Origin of the sequence: Amycolatopsis sp. 505 (genome assembly GCF_031625235.1) — a bacterium.
Classification (GTDB): domain Bacteria; phylum Actinomycetota; class Actinomycetes; order Mycobacteriales; family Pseudonocardiaceae; genus Amycolatopsis.
Genome location: NZ_JACKQP010000012.1, coordinates 139,370 through 157,102, shown reverse-complemented (window position 1 = coordinate 157,102; position 17,733 = coordinate 139,370). Strand labels below are relative to the sequence as shown.

The 17,733-nt window shown below is 73.9% G+C and carries 18 protein-coding genes; 8 read left to right on the top strand and 10 right to left on the bottom strand.

Features of this window, described 5'->3' with window-relative positions:
* The first annotated feature begins 3 nt into the window (after positions 1-3).
* Entirely contained in the window at positions 4-1,188 is a 1,185-nt protein-coding gene (locus tag H5965_RS38080; protein WP_310975893.1) for a glycoside hydrolase family 64 protein, read from the top strand.
* On the opposite strand, the gene H5965_RS38075 is transcribed toward H5965_RS38080, so the two are convergent.
* Entirely contained in the window at positions 1,185-1,352 is a 168-nt protein-coding gene (locus tag H5965_RS38075; RefSeq protein WP_310975892.1) for a hypothetical protein, read from the bottom strand. The genes H5965_RS38080 and H5965_RS38075 overlap by 4 nt on opposite strands.
* A 169-nt stretch (positions 1,353-1,521) precedes the next feature.
* Here H5965_RS38075 and H5965_RS38070 point away from each other — a divergent pair, with 169 nt between their 5' ends.
* Both H5965_RS38070 and H5965_RS38065 read left to right on the top strand, forming a co-directional pair.
* Positions 1,522-2,073 (top strand): sigma-70 family RNA polymerase sigma factor, encoded by a 552-nt coding sequence (locus tag H5965_RS38070; RefSeq protein ID WP_310975891.1) that lies wholly within the window; start codon positions 1,522-1,524, stop codon positions 2,071-2,073.
* A complete protein-coding gene (locus H5965_RS38065) occupies positions 2,070-2,516 on the top strand; it encodes a hypothetical protein (protein WP_310975890.1) in 447 nt (148 codons plus the stop codon). The genes H5965_RS38070 and H5965_RS38065 overlap by 4 nt, the downstream gene beginning before the upstream one ends.
* 1 nt (position 2,517) lies before the next feature.
* Here H5965_RS38065 and H5965_RS38060 read toward each other — a convergent pair whose 3' ends face one another.
* Both H5965_RS38060 and H5965_RS38055 read right to left on the bottom strand, forming a co-directional pair.
* Positions 2,518-3,201: a S8/S53 family peptidase gene (locus H5965_RS38060; RefSeq protein ID WP_310975889.1), complete on the bottom strand. Its 684-nt coding sequence runs from the start codon at positions 3,199-3,201 to the stop codon at positions 2,518-2,520.
* A gap of 50 nt (positions 3,202-3,251) precedes the next feature.
* Positions 3,252-4,403: an alpha/beta fold hydrolase gene (locus H5965_RS38055; protein WP_310975888.1), complete on the bottom strand. Its 1,152-nt coding sequence runs from the start codon at positions 4,401-4,403 to the stop codon at positions 3,252-3,254.
* An 81-nt stretch (positions 4,404-4,484) separates the two neighbouring features.
* Here H5965_RS38055 and H5965_RS38050 point away from each other — a divergent pair, with 81 nt between their 5' ends.
* Both H5965_RS38050 and H5965_RS38045 read left to right on the top strand, forming a co-directional pair.
* A complete protein-coding gene (locus H5965_RS38050; RefSeq protein WP_310975887.1) occupies positions 4,485-5,042 on the top strand; it encodes a CGNR zinc finger domain-containing protein in 558 nt (185 codons plus the stop codon).
* Positions 5,043-5,109: 67 nt separating this feature from the next.
* Positions 5,110-5,916: a lipase gene (locus H5965_RS38045; protein ID WP_310975886.1), complete on the top strand. Its 807-nt coding sequence runs from the start codon at positions 5,110-5,112 to the stop codon at positions 5,914-5,916.
* Here H5965_RS38045 and H5965_RS38040 read toward each other — a convergent pair.
* The 3 genes from H5965_RS38040 to H5965_RS38030 are packed head-to-tail and all read right to left on the bottom strand — an operon-like array spanning position 5,906 to position 8,771.
* Complete coding sequence (locus H5965_RS38040) at positions 5,906-6,748, bottom strand: ABC transporter permease (RefSeq protein ID WP_310975885.1); 843 nt, start codon at positions 6,746-6,748, stop codon at positions 5,906-5,908. The two genes, H5965_RS38045 and H5965_RS38040, sit on opposite strands and share 11 nt — an antisense overlap.
* The gene (locus tag H5965_RS38035) at positions 6,745-7,656 is read right to left on the bottom strand and encodes an ABC transporter ATP-binding protein (RefSeq protein ID WP_310975884.1); all 912 of its coding nucleotides are present in this window, start codon (positions 7,654-7,656) and stop codon (positions 6,745-6,747) included. Before H5965_RS38035 ends, H5965_RS38040 begins: the two co-directional genes overlap by 4 nt.
* Positions 7,653-8,771 carry a hypothetical protein gene (locus H5965_RS38030; RefSeq protein ID WP_310975883.1) on the bottom strand — a complete coding sequence of 373 codons (1,119 nt, stop codon included), beginning with the start codon at positions 8,769-8,771 and terminating at the stop codon, positions 7,653-7,655. Before H5965_RS38030 ends, H5965_RS38035 begins: the two co-directional genes overlap by 4 nt.
* Before the next feature lie 178 nt (positions 8,772-8,949).
* Here H5965_RS38030 and H5965_RS38025 point away from each other — a divergent pair, with 178 nt between their 5' ends.
* Positions 8,950-10,017 (top strand): class I SAM-dependent methyltransferase, encoded by a 1,068-nt coding sequence (locus tag H5965_RS38025; RefSeq protein WP_310975882.1) that lies wholly within the window; start codon positions 8,950-8,952, stop codon positions 10,015-10,017.
* An 831-nt stretch (positions 10,018-10,848) separates the two neighbouring features.
* Here H5965_RS38025 and folP read toward each other — a convergent pair.
* Positions 10,849-11,715, bottom strand: a complete 867-nt coding sequence (gene folP, locus H5965_RS38020; protein WP_310975881.1) for a dihydropteroate synthase — start codon at positions 11,713-11,715, stop codon at positions 10,849-10,851.
* 100 nt (positions 11,716-11,815) lie between these two features.
* Between folP and H5965_RS38015 the strand changes: the two genes are divergently transcribed.
* On the top strand, positions 11,816-12,463 hold the full coding sequence (locus H5965_RS38015) for a rhomboid family intramembrane serine protease (RefSeq protein ID WP_310975880.1): 648 nt from the start codon (positions 11,816-11,818) through the stop codon (positions 12,461-12,463).
* Here the strand turns inward: H5965_RS38015 and H5965_RS38010 are convergent.
* Together H5965_RS38010 and H5965_RS38005 are read right to left on the bottom strand one after the other, a co-directional pair.
* Positions 12,456-12,959, bottom strand: a complete 504-nt coding sequence (locus H5965_RS38010) for a YceI family protein (protein ID WP_310975879.1) — start codon at positions 12,957-12,959, stop codon at positions 12,456-12,458. The two genes, H5965_RS38015 and H5965_RS38010, sit on opposite strands and share 8 nt — an antisense overlap.
* Complete coding sequence (locus H5965_RS38005; RefSeq protein ID WP_310975878.1) at positions 12,956-13,513, bottom strand: hypothetical protein; 558 nt, start codon at positions 13,511-13,513, stop codon at positions 12,956-12,958. Before H5965_RS38005 ends, H5965_RS38010 begins: the two co-directional genes overlap by 4 nt.
* Positions 13,514-13,634: 121 nt before the next feature.
* Here H5965_RS38005 and H5965_RS38000 point away from each other — a divergent pair, with 121 nt between their 5' ends.
* Positions 13,635-16,403, top strand: a complete 2,769-nt coding sequence (locus tag H5965_RS38000; protein WP_310975877.1) for an AAA family ATPase — start codon at positions 13,635-13,637, stop codon at positions 16,401-16,403.
* Here the strand turns inward: H5965_RS38000 and H5965_RS37995 are convergent.
* Entirely contained in the window at positions 16,369-17,139 is a 771-nt protein-coding gene (locus tag H5965_RS37995) for an alpha/beta hydrolase (protein WP_310975876.1), read from the bottom strand. The two genes, H5965_RS38000 and H5965_RS37995, sit on opposite strands and share 35 nt — an antisense overlap.
* Positions 17,140-17,733: the final 594 nt, after the last annotated feature.

Below are 17,733 nucleotides of genomic sequence, written 5' to 3'. Positions count from 1 at the left end.
CCCGTGCGCACGAAAACGTCCGTCCGACAACGGCTTGCGGTGCTGGTGGCGGCATTCGCGACGGCCGTCGCGACCGCCCCCGCCGCCGAAGCGGTGCCGGCCACGATTCCCCTGAAGATCACCAACAATTCCGGTCGCAGCGATCCCGTCTACCTCTACGACCTCGGCACGAACCTGGCCACCGGGCAGCAGGGCTGGGCCGATGCGAACGGCACGTTCCACGCCTGGCCCGGCGGCGCGGTGCCGCCGATCCCGGCGCCCGACGCGTCGATCCCCGGCCCCGCGAACGGCCAGTCGATCACCATCCGGATCCCGAAGTTCTCCGGCCGGATCTACTTCTCCTACGGGCAGAAGCTCGTCTTCAAGCTCGCCACCGGCGGCCTGGTCCAGCCGGCGGTCCAGAACCCGTCCGACCCGAACGTCAACATCCTCTTCAACTGGTCGGAGTACACGCTCAACGACGGCGGCCTGTGGCTCAACAGCACCCAGGTGGACATGTTCTCCGCGCCGTACGCGGTCGGCGTGCAGCCCGTCGGCGGCACCACCAGGAGCACCGGACACCTGAAACCGGGCGGCTACAACGGTTTCTACACCGCGCTGCGCGGCCAGCCGGGCGGCTGGGCCAACCTGATCCGCACCCGCTCCGACGGCACGGTCCTGCGGGCACTGGCCCCGAGCCACGGCATCGAAGCCGGCGCGCTGCCCGCGAACGTGCTGCAGGACTACATCAACCGCGTCTGGACGAAGTACAGCTCGTCGACGCTGACCGTGACCCCGGTGGCCGACCAGCCGAACGTGAAGTACTACGGCCGGGTCTCCGGCAACACGATGAACTTCACGAACACCTCCGGCGGCTTCGTGACCGCGTTCCAGAAACCGGATTCCGACAGCGTCTTCGGCTGCTACAAGAACCTCGACGCGCCGAACGACGTCCGCGGCCAGATCTCGCGCACGCTCTGCGCGGGCTTCAACCGCTCGACGCTGCTGACCAACGCGAACCAGCCGGACACCAGCTCGGCCGGCTTCTACCAGGACGCCGTCACCAACCACTACGCGCGCAAGATCCACGCGCAGATGGCCGACGGCAAGGCGTACGCCTTCGCGTTCGACGACGTCGGCCACCACGAATCACTGGTCAACGACGGCAACCCGGCGACGGCCTACCTGACGCTGGATCCGTTCAACTAGAGCTTCACGACGACCGGCGCCACCGGCGTGTCCCCGAGCAGCTCGCCCGGGGGCGCGCCGGTGCGCACCGGCACCGGCAACGCCCGCCCGTCCACCTCCACCACCGGCGGGCCGCAGGCGACCAGCTCCACGACCAGCGCAACCAGCACAAGACTCCGCACCATCTCCACCACTCCCACCGGGCACACGGCGGCCACGGCCGGGGTGGTTCAGGTATTTCCGGCGCTCTCACCGGATCGGCTGAGCGGGGGGAAGACGCGAAGGAGTCCCCCGATGGCGTACGGGTCCGAAGGGCTGCTGTTGGCTAGGCTGAGTGGGTCAAGCGGAGGTGAAGTGGACACCACGACCCTGCTCGAGGCGGCCGCGCGCGGCGACCAGGCGGCGTGGGACGCCCTGGTCGACCGGTACGCCAGCCTGCTCTGGTCGATCGCCCGCGCCCACCGGCTCCCGGACGCCGACGCCGTCCAGACGGTCTGGCTGAAGCTCGTCGAAAACCTCGGCCGGATCAAGGAACCGGAGCGGCTGCCCGGCTGGCTGGCCACCACCACCCGGCACGAATGCCTGCGCCAGCTTCGCCGCACCGACCGCGAGCGTGCGACCGACGACCAGGTCTGGCAGAGCGAGCCGGCCCCCGGCCCGGCCGTCGACGCGGCCCTGCTGCTCGGCGAACGCGACGCGGCGCTCTGGCGCGCGCTGGACAAGCTGTCGGACCAGTGCCGCCGGCTGCTGCGCGTGCTCATGGCCACGCCCCCGCCGTCGTACGCGGAGGTGGCGGACGCCCTCGACATCCCGGTCGGCAGCATCGGCCCGACCCGGCAACGCTGCCTCGGGCGGCTGCGCGAGCGGGCCGGCCAGGCCGGGCTCGGGACGGAGGACCGGACATGACCACCGACGACGACCTCATGGACGTCCTGCGCGCGGCCGCGGCCCAGGCGGACCCGGTGCCGGACCTCGTGCTGCGCCAGGCCCGCGCGGCGCTGACCACCCGCGACCTCGACGCCGAGCTGGCGGACCTCGCGTTCGACTCGGACCTCGCGGAAGCGGGCGCGGTCCGCGCCGCGGGCGACGACGTCCGGCTGCTGTCGTTTTCGTCGCCGCGGGTGTCGGTGGAGCTGCAGGTGGAGTACACGGGCGGCCGGGTGGCGCTGCGCGGCCTGATCACGGGCGCGACGGGAGAGGCGCTGATCGAGGTGGCGGGAGAGCGGCGCACGAGCCCGATCGGCGAGGAGGGCTGGTTCACGGCCACGGGCCTGCCCCGCGGAGCGACCCGGGTGACGGTGACCGCCGCGGACGGCACGACGGTCACCACCGGCTGGGCCAGCCTCTAGGTCACTCGCCGGGTTCGGGCACGCCCCGCACGAAGGGCCGCTCGAGCTTGCCGTTGACGTCCCGGACACAGATCTTCCCGGCGTCGTCCAGCAGGCGTTCGGCCGCGTCGCGCGCGTGAGCCCCGGTCGCGTGCTCTTCGCCGCGATCTGCCCGGTCACGATGGCGGCCGAGAACGAAGTGCCGCTCCACACCGAGTAGCCGTTGAAGTCCGGCTCCCCGTCCTGCCACTGCGCCGGGCACCCCGTTGGCGTAGGCGGAGATCCACGGCCCGAAGTTGCTGAAGTCCGCGACGGGCGGCTCGGCCGGGTCGTGCGAAGTGTCGACGGAGCCGACCGCGACCACCTTGACGTGGCTGTCGTCGGGCCGGCCGCCCACGGTGGCCGACAACCTGGTGCCCGCCGGGTGGACCCGCTGCCGGGTGCCGCGGTTGCCGGCCGAAGCCACCACGACCGCGTGCTGCGGCAAGCGCCGCAAGGCGTCCTCGATCGCCTTCGGCGGCTTGTCCTCCCAGGTCGCGCCCGAGAAGGACAAGTTGATCAGGGTGATGCCCTCGGCGTTCAGCGCGTCGATGGCGTTCGCGACCGCCAAGTCCTCGACGTCCCCGCTCTCCTCGTCGATCGCGCCCTGGTCGCGACGGTCCTCCCGATCCCCGACGACGCCGGCCGCGCGCTGATGGTCCGCCACCACCGCCACCTGGCCTCCGGCCTGACCCCGGCCGCCTTCAGCTACGTCTGCTACGGCGCCGGCTGAGCGGCCAGCACGGCCGCGAGCCCTTCCCGCAGGTCCTCGACGAAGTACCCGGGCACCTCCAGCGACGGGAAGTGTCCCCCGGCTCCGGGCTCCCGCCACCGGACGATCTGCCGGTACCGCTCCTGCGCCCACGGTCGCGGGCACCGCTCGATGTCGCGGGGGTACATGGTGATCGCCGCCGGGACGTCGACCCGGAGCTCGGGATCCAGCGAGTTGTGGCTCTCGTGGTAGATCCGGGCCGCGGAGGCGCCGCTGCGGGTCAGCCAATACAGGGTGACGTCGTCGAGGATGCGGTCGCGGGAGATCGTTTCGAACGGGCTGTCCTCGGTGTCGGACCACTCGGCGAACTTGTCGAGGATCCAGGCGAGCAGCCCGACCGGGGAGTCGACGAGCGCGTAGCCGATCGTCTGCGGCCGGGTCGCCTGCTGCTTCGCGTAGGCCGCGCGGTGGCGCCAGAAGTGGCGGGTCTCCTCGGCCCACCGGCGCTCGGCCGCCGTCAGGCCGTCGGTGGCCGCCCCGGGGAGTCCTTCGGCGAACGTCGAGTGGATGCCCAGCACGTGGTCCGGGAACCGGCCGCCGAGCACGGTGGTGATGTTGCCGCCCCAGTCGCCGCCGTGGGCGGCGAACCGGCGGTAGCCGAGCCGGCCCATGAGCTCCACCCAGGCGGCCGCGATCTTTTCGGTGCCCCAGCCCGTGGTGGCCGGCTTGTCGCTGTACCCGAAGCCGGGCAGCGAAGGAGCGACGACGTGGAACGCGGGTGCGCGGGCGTCGTCCGGGTCCGCCAGCTCGTCGACGACGTCGACGAACTCGGCGACGCTGCCCGGCCAGCCGTGCGTCATGAGCAGCGGCGTGGCGTCCGCCCGCGGGGACCGGCGGTGGAGGAAGTGGATGCCGAGGCCGTCGATGGTCGTGCGGAACTGGCCGATCCGGTCGAGGCGCGCTTCGAACGCCCGCCAGTCGTACCCGGTGCGCCAGTACTCGACGACGTCGACGAGGTCGGCGAGCGGAACGCCCTGGCCCGGGCCGGTTGCGGGCTCGGGCAGCCGGGCCGCGGCCAGCCGGGCGCGCAGGTCGTCGAGGTCGGCTTCGGTGGCGTGGGCTTCGAAGGCGTGGACGTCGCTGGTGAGCAGGGGCATGGGACCTCCTTGGCGTCGTGAACCGGCTAAGACGGTTCTAACACGATGCCGGGCCGACCAGCAACCGGCTAAGCTGGTTCCATGCGTGCCGCGTTCCCCGAATTCCGCCTCGGTACCGTGCTGGCGACGAGCTTCACGGCGACGTTGACGGAGCGGTGCGGCGACGCCGTCGAGCGCATTCCCACGCCGCAGCGGCTCCTCGATTGGCTGGCGGTGTGGGGCCTCGCCGTGGACTCCTGCACGGCCGCCCAGCTCGAGCGCGCCCGCGAACTGCGGGAGTCGATCCACGCCGCCGCAACCGCGGCCGCACTGCAGGAGACACTCCCGGCGGCCGCGGTCCAGGTCCTCAACGACTGCAGCATCGAGGGCCGCGCCGCGGCGGTCCTGACCCCCGACGGCACGCGGCAGTGGCGGCTCGGCTCGCCGTCCCGCGTGGAAGACGCCCTGAGCGTGATCGCCGCCGACGCGATCGCGATCGTCTCCGGCGAGCGGGACGGAAAGCTGGCCTTGTGCGCCTCCCCGACGTGCCGGGCCGCCTTCTTCGACACCAGCCAGAGCCGCACCCGCCGCTGGTGTGACATGAACACGTGCGGGAACCGCCAGAAGAAGGCCCGCTTCAACGCCAAGCACGCGCGGTAACGGCCCCGATCACGCGAGTTCCGCTTCCGTCACGGCGGTTCCGCGGCCGCCGGGTCATCATGGAAGGGTGCGGATCACGGCGTGGTGGAGCGGGCTCAGCCCACGGCGGCGGCTGATGCTGACCAGCGTCGCCGTCGCGGTGGTGGTCGTGGTCGTCGCCACCGTCCTCGCGACCTCCGGTGCCAAAGCCGCGCCCGAAGCCGGGACGCCGGACCAGAACAAGCCCGGCCCGGTTCTCCTCGTCCCCGGCTACGGCGGCGGCCGGGGCGCCCTGGAGACCCTCGCCGAGCGGATCCGGCAGGCCACCGGCCGGCCCGCCGAGGTGCTCACCCTGGCCGGCGACGGCACCGGCGACCTCGTCGAGCAGGCCGCCGTCCTCGCCGAAGCCGTCGAGAAGGCCTACGAACAAGGCGCGCCTTCGGTCGACGTCGTCGGCTACTCCGCCGGCGGGGTCGTGGCCCGGCTGTGGGTCGGCCGGGAGAACGGCGACCACCAGGCCCGCCGGGTCGTGACGCTCGGCGCGCCGATGCACGGCACCGGCCTCGCCACGGCGGGCGGCGCGCTGGTCCCGGGCGGCTGTCCCACCGCGTGCGTCCAGCTGGCGCCGGGCAGCAGCCTCCTGCAGGAGCTGGCCAAGCAGCCGCTCCCGCCGGGCCTGCCGTGGCTGTCGCTCTGGACCGACCACGACGAGACGGTGACCCCGCCGGACTCGGCCCGGCTCGACGGCGCCGTCAACGTCTCGCTCCAGCAGGTCTGCCCCGGCAACCCGGCCGGCCACGGCGACCTGCCGACCGACGCCGCCGTCACCGAGATCGTGCTGCAGGCCCTCGGCACCACCCCGCTCGAAGCGCCCACCGAGTGCCTCAGCTCGTGACGTCCTTCGTCGCGAAGTTCGCCCACGCGGCCCCGAAGAACACCACGATGTAGCCGGCCTGCAGCAGGAGCCCGTGGTCGATGTTGCGCCACAGCACCGGATCGCGGAAGAAGTCGATCCAGGACAGCCAGTAGTGCGTCGGCAGGTAGGGCTTCACGGCCGCCGCCGCGTCCAGGGTCTCCAGCACCGAGCTCGTGATGAGCACGGCCAGCCCGCCCAGCGCGGCCCCCAGCGCCGAGTCGGACACCGTCGAGAGGAACACCGTGATCGCCGCGAACCCGAGCATCGACACGACGATGTAGGACACCGCGCCCAGCAGCCGCAGCCCCAGCGCGGACGAGCTGAGCGACTGCCCCGACAGCGACGTCACGCCGGTGGGCTGGCCGCCCGGTCCGGCGACGCCGGGGGTGCCGCCGGTGCCGAACAGGATCACCCCGAGCACCAGCGACGTCAGCACGACGATGACGATCGCCGCGGTCACGTACACCGCGAGCGCGACCATCTTGGCGCCCAACAACCGGGTCCGGCCGACCGGGCGCACCAGCAGGTAGCGCAGGGTGCCGGTGGCCGCCTCGCCGGCGATCGCGTCGCCCGCCGTGACGGCGACCGCGATCGGCAGGAACAGCGGCAGCACCAGCGCGAGCGCGGCGGCCGGGTACAACGCGCCGTCGTTGACCACCGCCGAAAGGAACGCCCCGCCCTGCCCCGGCGGCGGCGCGAAGTCCGCCGTGGCCAGGAAGACGCCGACGATCGCGGGCAGCAGGCACAGCAGCAGCACGCTGAACCAGACCCGCGGCCGCAGCGCGAGCTTCCGCAGTTCGACGCCGATCATCCGGCCGCTCCGAACCGGTCCGAGCCCGGCCCCGTCACGTCGAGGACGACCTGTTCGAGGGTCCGCTGTTCGGCGTGGATCGACGTCACGCGCACCCCCGCCTCGACGAGCATCGCGTTCAGCGCCGCCGGATCGCCGTGCCGGATGACCAGCCGGTCGCCGTCGCGGGCTTCGAGCTGCCCGTCGAGGACCGCGGCGGCCTCGGCCGGGTCGGGGGTGCCGACCAGGATCCGGCCGGTGGCCGCGCGCAGCGTCGCGAGGTCGTCCTCCAGCACGAGCCGGCCGCGGTCGACGACGCCGACGCGCGTGCACAGCTGCTCCACCTCGGCCAGCAGGTGGCTGGAGAGGAACACCGTGGTGCCACCCGCGTTCAGCTCGACCAGCAGCTCGCGGATCTCCTTGATGCCCTGCGGGTCGAGCCCGTTGGTCGGCTCGTCGAGGATCAGCAGCCGCGGTTTGCGCAGCAGCGCGCCGGCGAGCCCGAGCCGTTGCCGCATGCCGAGCGAGTACGCCTTCACCGGCCGCTGGTCGACCCCGCCCAGCCCGACCTGTTCGAGGGCGTCGTCGATGCGACGCCGCCGGGTGCGCCGCCCGCCCCCGCGTCCGGCGGCGTCGAGCAGCGCGAGGTTCCGGCGCCCGGACAGGTGCGGGTACGCGGCCGGGCCCTCGACGAGCGCGCCGACGTCCGGCAGCACCTCGGCGACCCGCTTCGGCACCGGTTTGCCGAGCACCTCGATCTCGCCGGCGGTCGCGTAGACCAGGCCGAGCAGCATCCGGACGGTGGTGGTCTTGCCCGAGCCGTTGGGGCCCAGGAAGCCGTAGCGGTCGCCTTCGCGGACTTCGAGGTCGACCGCGTCGACGGCCACCGTGCGGCCGTAGCGCTTGGTCAGCGCGTGCGTGACGATCACGGGCCGCTCCGGCGCAGCCGGGACAGCTCGTCGGCGACGGACTTCAGGACGCCGGGTGTCACCGTCCCGGCCAGCAGGTAGGAGCGGCGGGAGACCGACGAGCGCACGATGCCCAGCGACAGCGGCGTGATCGACAGCTGCACGACGCTCCCGGCGGCGAGCTTCACCTGCACCGCACCGGCCTTCCCGGCGGCGTCGCCCGCCGCGTTGGCCACGGTCCGCGGCACCGCGATCACGGCGAAGGCGGCGAGCCCGCGCCCGTAGAGGGCGGCGCCCTGCACACCCCCGAAGTTCGACGACAGCAGCGGACGGCCGGCCAGCGAGGTCGGCAGCGTGACCTGGCTGAACGCGCCGAGCGTGTCGGCGACGTCCGGAGCGCTCACCACGGTGAAGCCGGACCCGAGCGCGGGCCGCGGCGCCTCGACGACCGGGGTCGTCTGTTCGAGCTGCTGGAACTCGGTCACCAGGATCGGCGCCTCCTGCCCGCGCGCGGTCACTTCGACCCGCACCGCCACCCCGGTGGCCGGGTCCGCCCAGACGTCGACGCGGCCGATGGTGGTATCGGGATCGGCGGGCACGAGCCGCAGGCCGGACGCGGCCACGCCGGCGACGTTCCGCCCGGGCAGCGCGCTCACCGGATCGCCCTTCGCCGAGCGAAGGATCCGCCGCGCGAGCTCGGGCGGCAGCAGGTCCCCGGCCCGCGGCAGCCGCAGGTCGGGCTCGCCGATCAGCTCGGTCAGCGTGTTGTCGCCGTAGTCCCAGGTGTATTCGCCATCGGGCAACCGGTAGACGTCGTGCTCACCGGCGGTCCCGAGGATGTCGACGCGGTAGCGGTCGGGCCCGGCGTACCAGGCCCGCATCGGCGTCCGCATCGAGAAGAGCGCGGTGACGGCGGCGAGGTTCGGCAGCTCCGGAAGGGCGAGCGAACCGGCGCTTTCGGCGTAGCCCTGGTACGGCTTTCCGGCGGAATCGAGCACGAGGGCCCGCAGCTGCTCGGGATCGGCGGCCGCACCGGCCGGAGCAAGAGCGGCAACGACCGAAGGCGCGGAGACGAGCACGGCAGCCACGGCGGCGACGACCGCCCACCGGCGCCGCTTCCCGTGCCGCAACACCATCCGGCATCACCTCTTCCGTCCTTTGTACGCATGGTGCGGGGCCCGCAGCTAGGGTCGGGGGGTGACGAATCCCGTTCATGCTGCTGTCCTGAGCTAGTTCCCGCTCCGGTCGTCCGCACACCCCGCACCTCTCGCGGGTGCTTCGCCGTGCCCGCAGCAAGAACGGAAAACCCTTCTCGTGGCTCACCTCGTCCTGCCCGGCGAACCCGATCGCCGGCTCTTTTCCCCGCCTTCGCGGGTCGCGATCGCGGCCGGCGACGGCCTGTCCGCCGACGCCGCCCTCCGCACGATGTCCGAGGGCACCGCCCTGCTTTGGCATGGCGACTACCCGGCCGCGAGGCGCCTGCTCGCGGCCGTGAACCGCCGGATCCCACCGCCTCCGCCGGACGACTACGCCCGGTACCGCGCGGACCGTGCCCGCCGGGCGCGGCTGCTGTCGCTGCTGTACCTCCCCCTAGATCCCGGCCACGTGATCCCGCTGCGCCGGGCACCGGACGTCCGGGCCGCGTGCACCGCGGTCTACGGCCCGTCGGAGGTCGCGGCCGCGGTGCCGTTGCGGGAGCTCCTCGGCGTCCTCGGGGCGGCGGAGTGGCGCGCCACCGGCGTTTTCGTCGCGGCCCTGGGCGCGCGGATCCATCCGCACTACGGCGTGTTCGCGCCGATCCGGCAGGAGTACGTCGACCTGGTGGCGGAAGCGCCGTTGCCGGGCACGGACCTGGCGTTCGACATCGGCACCGGAACAGGCGTGCTCGCGGCCGTGCTGGCCCACCGCGGCGTGGACCGAGTGATCGCAACGGACACTTCGCCCCGGGCCGTCGCGTGCGCGACATCGAACCTGGACCGGCTGGGGTTCGGCGACCGCACCGAGGTGGTGAAGGCGGACCTGTTCCCACCGGGCCGGGCCCCGCTCGTGGTGGCCAACCCACCCTGGCTCCCGGGCCGGCCCCGCACGGACCTGGACCACGCGGTGTACGACCCGGGCAGCCGAATGCTGCGCGGCTTCCTCGACCGAGCACGCCGCCACCTGACCCCGGACGGCGAGGCATGGCTGGTGTTGTCGGATTTGGCGGAGCACCTGGGGCTGCGCACGCGGCAGGAGTTGCTGGCCTGGATCACGGCGGCGGGGCTGCGAGTGGTGGACCGGACGGAGGCGGTCCCCCGGCACCCGCGAGCGCTCGATTTGGCCGACCCGCTGCACCGGGCGCGAGCCGCGGAGGTGACCTCCCTCTGGCGGCTCAGCCGGTAGGGGTGCCTGAGCAGCCCCCGATTTCCACGCTAGCGGAGGGCACCGACAGATTCGGGCGCCGGCGCGGGTGTTGTCCACAGGCAAGACCCGAGCCGGCGGCCCGGGGGGCGCGGGGCGGGCTGGGAGGGGTGCTGCGGACGGGCGGGCTGGGGGGCGGGCCGGGTTGGGGCGCTGTGGACCGGCGGCCGGGAGCGCAAGGCGGGCTGGAGCGCTGCGGTCCGGCGGGCTGGGGTGCGAGCTGGGTTGGGGCCGCTGTGAACCGGCGGCCGGGAGCGCAAGGCGGGCGGGGGCGCTGCGGACCGGCGGCCGGAGGCGCAAGCCGGGCTGAGGGCGCTGCGGACCGGCGGCCGGAGGCGCAAGGCGACCACGGCATCGCCACCTGCGGACCGGCGGCCGGGAGCGCAACCCGACCAGCGACGTCACCAGACCTCCCCCGCCCCTCATCCCAGCCATCCCTTCAGTCGGCGACCGGGTGTGTCAAGGCACGCTTTCCCGCCTTGACACACCCGGGCGACGACTGAGAATCCCACCGGAGGGGCGGGGGAGGTCGGACCCGCCTCTGCCGCGGCAAAGATTTCTGCCGCGGCAGAAAGACAAAAGCGTCCTCGCCGGACAGGCAGGCTCCGGGATGACCACAACTACCGCTGTCAGCCCGCTCTGGGGAGGTGGGCCGCAGGGTGGCCATCCCGTCGCCTGAACGAGGCCTATCACTTTGAGCCGGGCCCGCAAGCTTGCGTCGTCGGCCCGCTCTGCGCGGTGGGTTGCGGGCCCGGCTCAAAGCGATTTCACGGCCTCAGGCGACGGGATGACCACCCAGCTCCCTCCTTTGAATCACGCGAATGCCGCTACCGCCTCCACTGCCTCGCGCGTCTCTCTTACATTGTGTGCGCGGAACACTGCCGCCCCTGCCTTTGCCGCTATTGCCGTTGCCGCCAGGGTTCCGGCCAAGCGGTCGTGGGCTTGTACGTCCAGCGTCTCGCCGATCAGGTCCTTGTTCGACAGGGCCACCAACACCGGCCAGCCCGTCTCCACCAGGCGGTCGAAGTTCCGGAGCAGCTCCAAGCCGTGGCGGGTGCTCTTGCCGAAGTCGAACGTCGGGTCCACCAGCACCCCTTCGCGCGGCACCCCGGCCGCCACCGTCCGGGAGGCCGCCGTCGTCAGTTCGGCGATCACGTCCGCGACGACGTCCTCGTAACTCGGCCAGAACGGGCGCTCTGCGGTGGGTTTCGGGTACGGGTCCGTGCGGACCGGCATCCCCCCGACGTGCGAACACACGTAGCCCGCTCCGAACTCCGCGGCCACCTCGACCAGCTTGGGGTCGGCGCCCGCCCACGTGTCGTTGAGCAGGTGCGCGCCCGCTTCGCAGACCTGGCGGCCCACCTCGTGGCGCCACGTGTCGACGCTGATCACCAGCTCCGGGTGGCGGCGGCGGACCTCCGCGACGAACGGGACCACCCTCCTGCTCTCCTCGTCGACGTCGACCTCCGGGCCCTCGCCCGCCTTCACGCCGCCGATGTCCACGATGTCGGCGCCCGCCGCCACCGCTCGGTCCACCGCTTCGATGGCCGCCGTGTCGGCGAAGGTGGCTCCCTTGTCGTAGAACGAGTCGGGGGTCCGGTTGACGATGGCCATGACCAACGCTCGGTCGCCGGGCATGCGACGGCCGCGGAAGGCCATCTCCGGCCGGTGTGACGTCATGGTCACCACCCTGCCAGGTCACGGCTGGGTCCGGAACGCCGCCGGCCGGGCCCCGCGGCGGCTATTCTCGGGCGCGCGAACCGAGCAGGGGGGAAACGAAATGAGCGAGGAACCGGCCCGCAGCGACGCCGAACTGATGATCGCCGAGGCCAAGAAGGCCCTGTGGGCGATGGTCGCCCTGCTGGCGGTCATGTGGCTCGTGCAGATCGTCAACGCCGTCGACGGCTACGACCTGAGCCGCGAGTTCGGCATCGAGCCGCGGGACCCGGGGTCGCTGCCGGACATCCTGACCTCGCCGTTCATGCACGCCAGCTGGATGCACATCGAGGCCAACTCGGGGCCGCTGTTCGTGTTCGGGTTCCTCGCCGCCTACCGCGGGGTGAAGAAGTGGCTCGGCGTGAGCGTGCTGATCATCGTCGCCAGCGGGCTCGGCGTCTGGTTCATCACGCCGTCGCACACGGTCACGGTCGGCGCCAGCGGCCTGCTGTTCGGCTACTTCGGCTACATCATCGTGCGCGGGCTGTTCGACCGGCACCCGATCGACATCGTGATCGGGCTCGTGATGGCGTTGTGCTTCGCCTACACGTTCGTCTCCCTGCTGCCCACCGACGAGGGGGTCAGCTGGCAGGGTCACCTGTTCGGGTTCCTGGGCGGCATCGTCGGCGGCTGGATCTTCCGCGACCGGCGGCCCAAGGCGGTCGCCGCGCCGGACGCGGCGACCACCCTGCTCCCGAAGGACTTCAGCTAGGCGGTTCCAGCTCCGCCTCGACGTCGATCCGGACGTACCGGCCGATCACCGCGCGCGGGACCCGCAGGCCGAGCGGGGCCCGGTCCAGCGTCCCGGTGGCGCGGACGCGGGTGGCGGTGACCGGCTCGACGGTCAGCGTCAGCGGGCACGACGTCCCGCGCAGCCGCAGCTCGCCGGTCACTTCCCAGCCGTGGTCCTGCCTGCGGACGCCGGTGGCCGCGAACGTCATGTCCGGCTGAGCGGCGCTGTCGAGAAGGTTCGGCTTGCGCAGGTCGAGGTCACGACGCTCGTTCCGCGTGTCCAGCGCGCCCAGGTCCAGCTCGGCGTGCACCGCGGTCACGGCGCCGTCGCGCACCTCGACGCGGCCCGTGCGGACCGGGATCGTGCCGTGCACGCGGTTGAAGCCGAAGTTGCGGACCTCGAAGCCCGCTGTCGTCCGTCCACTGCGGACGGTCCAGGTTCCGGCGCGCAGCGCGGGGGCGGTGTGCGGGCTCATCGCGCACCCGCCGGGGCCGGCAGGGCCGCGTGCCGCACGCGGTGCAGGTCGACCCGGTCCGGGCCGGGCAGCAGCGCCGGGTCCTCGCCGGCCAGCAGCTCGGTGGCCATGATCGCCTCCTGGACGGCTTCGATCGTCGCCACGGACGCGCCGAACCCGACGACGACCAGGGACCGGTCTTCGGCGATGAGGGTGTAGCTCGCGCCGACGCCCTCGAGATCCCGCACGGCGGGCCAGATGCGCTCGCGGCCCGCGCGCAGCTCCGCGGCCGACTGCTCGGCGCCCCGCGGCCCGTCGAACCAGGTGAGCTGGGCGTAGGAGGCCGCGTCCGACGCCCAGTGCGCGTCGGTGACCCGGTAGACGCCGGTGTCGAGCCAGGTGGTCCCGGCGGGCCGCCGGGTCGCGGCCTCGCCCGCCGCCGCGGCGTCGGGCCAGAAGGTGACGACGGCGCCGGCCGGGCCGCCGAGCTGGGCGAGCGTGGCGGCGCCGAGGGCGCCCTCGGCCAGGTCGTGCGTCCCCAGCGGACTCCGGTACTGGTGGATGGTGGCGTGCATGAGGTGCTCCTTTTCGCTGGTCACCGCGTTGGGAGTCACTCTCGGCCGCGAGCGCCGTCCGGACATCAGTGCCAGTACGGAGACCACCGCGCAAACCGGGCACGGAGGGGATACTGCTCGGGTGACGCGCAGCGAACCGTTCGTCGGGCGGGCCGGTGCCGTGGCCGACCTGCGCGCGTGGCTCGCGGCGGCGGACGGCGGCACCGGCGCGCTGGTGCTCGTGGGCGGCCCGGCCGGCATCGGCAAGACCCGGCTCGCCGAGACGGTCACCGGCCCGGCCGCGGTCTGGGGCCGGTGCGTCGACGACCCGGGCGCCCCGCCGCTGTGGCCGTGGCGGCGGGTGCTGCAGGCCCTGCCGGCGGCGGGCGCGGAGGTCTCGCGAGCTCTGGCCGACCTCGACGACCGCGCCGGCACCGACCTGGTCGCGGCCCGGTTCCGGTTCGTCGCGCTGGCCGCCGACGCGCTGGTCGCGGCGGCCGCGCCGGACGGGCTCGTCGTCGTCCTCGAAGACGTGCACTGGGCCGACGAGGCATCCCTGCGGCTGCTGCGGCACCTGGCCGGGGAAATCCGCCGGTCCCGGCTCGCCGTGATCGCGACCTACCGGGACACCGACGCGGCCGGCCCGCTGTTCGAGGCCCTGCCGGAGCTGCTGGGCCGGCCGGGGACGGAGAGCCTGCGCCTCGAGCCGCTGACCGAGCCCGACGTCCGCGCGTACCTCGCCGAGGTCGGCCGGGCCGGGGCCGACGCCGTCGACGCGCTGCGGCGCTCGGGCGGGAACCCGCTCTACCTCAAGGCGGTGGCCCGGTCCGCGGCGACCGGCGGCGGTGAGGCCGAGCTGCGGCACCTCGTCCGCACCACGGTCGCCGGGCTCGACGCCGGGACGCGGGAGCTGCTGGCGATCGCCTCGGTGCTCGGCGAGGAGGTCGACGCGCACGTCGTCGCCGAAGTGGCCGGGCGGCCGGACCACGACGTCGTCGCGGCGCTGGACCGCGCGGTGCGCGCCGGGGTCCTGCGGCCCGCCGTCGCCGGCTCGCGGCGGTTCGCCCACGCCGTCGTGCGCGACGGGATCTACGCCGACCTCGACCAGGGCGTCCGCGAGCAGCTGCACGCCCGGACGGCGGCCGCGCTGGAGCACCGGGCCGAGCCGGGCGTGGTGGCCGGGCACTGGTTCCGGGCCGCAGCGACCCCGGACGCGCTCGCCCGGGCCGCGGACTGGGCCGAAGCGGCGGCCCGCGACGCCACCCGCTCGCTGGCGTTCACCGAAGCCGCCCGGTTCCTGGCCCTCTCGCTCGACTGCCGCCGCCGCGCGGGCAGCCGTGACGGGCTCGCGGAACTGCTCGTCGAGCTGGCGACGGCGGAGTACCGCGCGGGCCGGTTCGCGGGCAGCCTCGGCCACGCGCGCGAGGCCGCCGAGCTGACGTCGGATCCGGCGCTCGCCGCCGCCGCGGCGCTCGTCGTCCGGGACACCTCGGCGCCCGACCTGCTGCCCGGGATGGCCGAGCTGACGGCGTCCGCGCTGGCCGCGATCGGGCCGGCCGCCGACCCGGCCGTGCGCGCGAAGCTCCTGGCCCAGTCGGCGGCGGTCACCGCCGACTACGGGCGGGCGACCGAGGCCGTCGGAACCGCCGCCGAAGCGCTGGCGCTGGCCGAGCTGTCCGGCGACCAGGAAGCGGTGCTGGACGCCGTCCGCGCCCGGATGAAGATCCGGCCGTTCGAACTCCCGCTGGCCGAGCGGCTGCGGCTGGGCGCGCTCGCGGTGTCCCTCGGCGGCCCCGCGCGGCCGCTGGTGGCGCTGTGGGGGCACAAGTGGCGGCTGGACGCGGCGTTCGAAGTCGGCACGATCCCGGTCGTCGACACCGAGCTGGCCGCGATCGCGGCGCTGGCGGCGACGACCCGGCTGCCGCTCGTCCGCTGGCACGAGCTGCGGCTTCGAGCCTCGGTCGCGGCCTACCGCGGCGCGTTCGCCGAAGCCCGCATGCAGAACCGGCTGGCGCGCGAGCTCGCCGAGGCGGAACTGGCCGAGGACCGCTCGGCGGTCGGGATGTCGTTCGCGTTCGCCCAGCAGCTGGCGGAGGTGGTCGGCGACCCGGCGGAGCTCCCGGACGGCTACGACGAGCTGCTGGCGATCGCCCCGCCGTTGCCGATCACGGTCATCTCCCGGCCGCTGTGCGCGCTGGTCACCGGCCGCCGCGACGAGGCGCGCGCGGCGTACGACGCCCTGCGTCCCCGCCTGCGCGACCCCGATTTCATCGGGCAGGCACCGGGCATCGGGCCGAACCTGCTGCCGCTGCTGGAGGCGTTCGAGGACGTCGAAACGGCGGAGTGGCTGGCCAAGCAGGTGGCCGGCGCGTCCCCGGTCGGTTCGGGCGGGGCGGGCACGTTCTGCAGCGACTGCTCCAGCAGCTGGGCCGGCCGCTTGGCGGCGATCCTCGGGCAGCACGCGGAGGCGGTGCCGTTGTTCGAGGAGGCGATCGCCTGGGACACCCGGCTCGGCGCGCGGCCGTACGTCGTGCACAACCGCGTCCGCTTGGCGGCCGAGCTGGCGGCGCTCGGAGACCTGTCCCGCGCGGAGCCCCTGGCCCGCCAGGCGGCCGACGAGGCCCGCCGGCTCGGCATGCCCGGCTGGGTCCGGGACGCGGCGGCGCTCCTCGACCGGGTCCGCGCCGAGGCCGACCCGCTGACCGGCCGGGAGCGCGAGATCGTGACGCTGGTGGCCGGAGCGTTGAGCAACCGCCAGATCGCCCAGCGGCTCGTGGTGTCGGAGCGGACGGTGGAGAGCCACGTCCGCAGTGTGCTGGCGAAGCTGGGCCTGGCGAACCGGACGGAGGTGGCGGCGTGGGCGCACCGCCGCGGTCTCACGCCGGACCGAACGCGAACACCGCCTCGGTGAACTGGCCGGGGTCGAAGTCCATGGCCTGGTGGGCTTGGCCGTGCATGGCAACGACGTCGGCGGTGGGGATCAGTTCGGCAACGGCGTGGGCGGCCAGCCGAAGGTAGCCGGGGCTTTCGGTGCCGGCGAACAGCCGGACGGGGATGGCGATCTCGCCGAGCCGCGCGTCGAAGACCAGGTTTTCGACGACGTCCAGTTCCCGGGGGATCGTGTGCGCGGCGGCCACCCGCGAGCGCCAGACGGGGGTGCGGCGCATGGCCTCGACGTCCACCCGGAGCGCCTCCTGAAGGAAGATTTCGAGGATCTGTTCGGGGTTGTCGGCTTCTCGCATCCGGGCGCGCGCCTCGGGCGGGACTACCGACCCGCCGGGCTCCGGCCGAGGCGGTTCGTAGGCGACCAGGCGGCTGACGGCTTCGGTGGTGAGCACGGCTTCCAGGGCGCAGAGGGCACCGTAGGAGTGCGCAAGGAGGTAGACATCGCCCCCGGCGGCTTCGGCCACGGCGGCGATGTCTTCGCCTTCGCGCCGGATGTCGTAGTCGGCGGCCTCGGCCCGGCTGAGGCCGCGGCCGCGCCGGTCGACGAGGTGGAGGCGGTATCGCTCGGCAAGCCGATCCCGGACGGCGGCCCAGCGGGTGTGGTCAGCGCCGGTGCCGTGGACGAGAACCATCGGCGGGCCGTCGCCGAGGGTTTCGAAGCCGATGACCGTCCCGTCGGGCGAGGTGACCGATGCCGTCATGGTTGGGAGGCTAGTGGTGAGCCGGGGTTTTGGGTCGGTTTCGCGCTGAAGGCGGCTCGTTCGGGCAGGTCGGGTGGTGCGCTGCCGGGAACCTGGTGCGGCGCGGAGGCGACGCGGCCGAGGGCTGTGGTGCAAAAGGAGCGGGCGCGGAGGCCGCGGGTGCGAACGGTGCGGGTGCGAACGGTGCGGGTGAAGGCGGTGTGGCGGGCGCCGGTGCGGCGGGCACTGGTGGGGGTCGGGTGGGGGCGAAGCCGGGACTGGGGCGGCGGTGCAGAGGGTGCCGGTGCGGCGGGCGCGGGCGGGGAGGGCGCGGGGTCGGAGGGCGCACGTTCGAGCGAAGCCGACGCACGGGCGCCGGCGCAGAGGATGCCGGTACGGCGGGCCGGTGGGACAGGCGCCGATGCGCCGGGCGCGCGCGGGGAAGGTGCGCGGGGGGTCGGAGGGCGCAGGTTCGGGCGAAGCCGGGGCGGCGGTGCGGAGGGGGTGCGGAAGCGGCTCACGTGCACACCGAAAGCGCCAGCGCGGAGGAAGCCGACGTAGGCGGCGCGGGTACCGATGATGCGGAGCGCGAGAGCCGCGAGCGCGAGGGTGCGC

Coding starts and splice junctions, on each gene's coding strand:
- H5965_RS38075 (WP_310975892.1), bottom strand. CDS start 1,352: ATGGTGCGGAGTCTTGTGCTGGTTGCGCTGGTCGTGGAGCTGGTCGCC.
- H5965_RS38065 (WP_310975890.1), top strand. CDS start 2,070: ATGACCACCGACGACGACCTCATGGACGTCCTGCGCGCGGCCGCGGCC.
- H5965_RS38055 (WP_310975888.1), bottom strand. CDS start 4,403: ATGCCCCTGCTCACCAGCGACGTCCACGCCTTCGAAGCCCACGCCACC.
- H5965_RS38050 (WP_310975887.1), top strand. CDS start 4,485: ATGCGTGCCGCGTTCCCCGAATTCCGCCTCGGTACCGTGCTGGCGACG.
- H5965_RS38040 (WP_310975885.1), bottom strand. CDS start 6,748: ATGATCGGCGTCGAACTGCGGAAGCTCGCGCTGCGGCCGCGGGTCTGG.
- H5965_RS38030 (WP_310975883.1), bottom strand. CDS start 8,771: ATGGTGTTGCGGCACGGGAAGCGGCGCCGGTGGGCGGTCGTCGCCGCC.
- folP (WP_310975881.1), bottom strand. CDS start 11,715: ATGACGTCACACCGGCCGGAGATGGCCTTCCGCGGCCGTCGCATGCCC.
- H5965_RS38015 (WP_310975880.1), top strand. CDS start 11,816: ATGAGCGAGGAACCGGCCCGCAGCGACGCCGAACTGATGATCGCCGAG.
- H5965_RS38010 (WP_310975879.1), bottom strand. CDS start 12,959: ATGAGCCCGCACACCGCCCCCGCGCTGCGCGCCGGAACCTGGACCGTC.
- H5965_RS38005 (WP_310975878.1), bottom strand. CDS start 13,513: ATGCACGCCACCATCCACCAGTACCGGAGTCCGCTGGGGACGCACGAC.
- H5965_RS37995 (WP_310975876.1), bottom strand. CDS start 17,139: ATGACGGCATCGGTCACCTCGCCCGACGGGACGGTCATCGGCTTCGAA.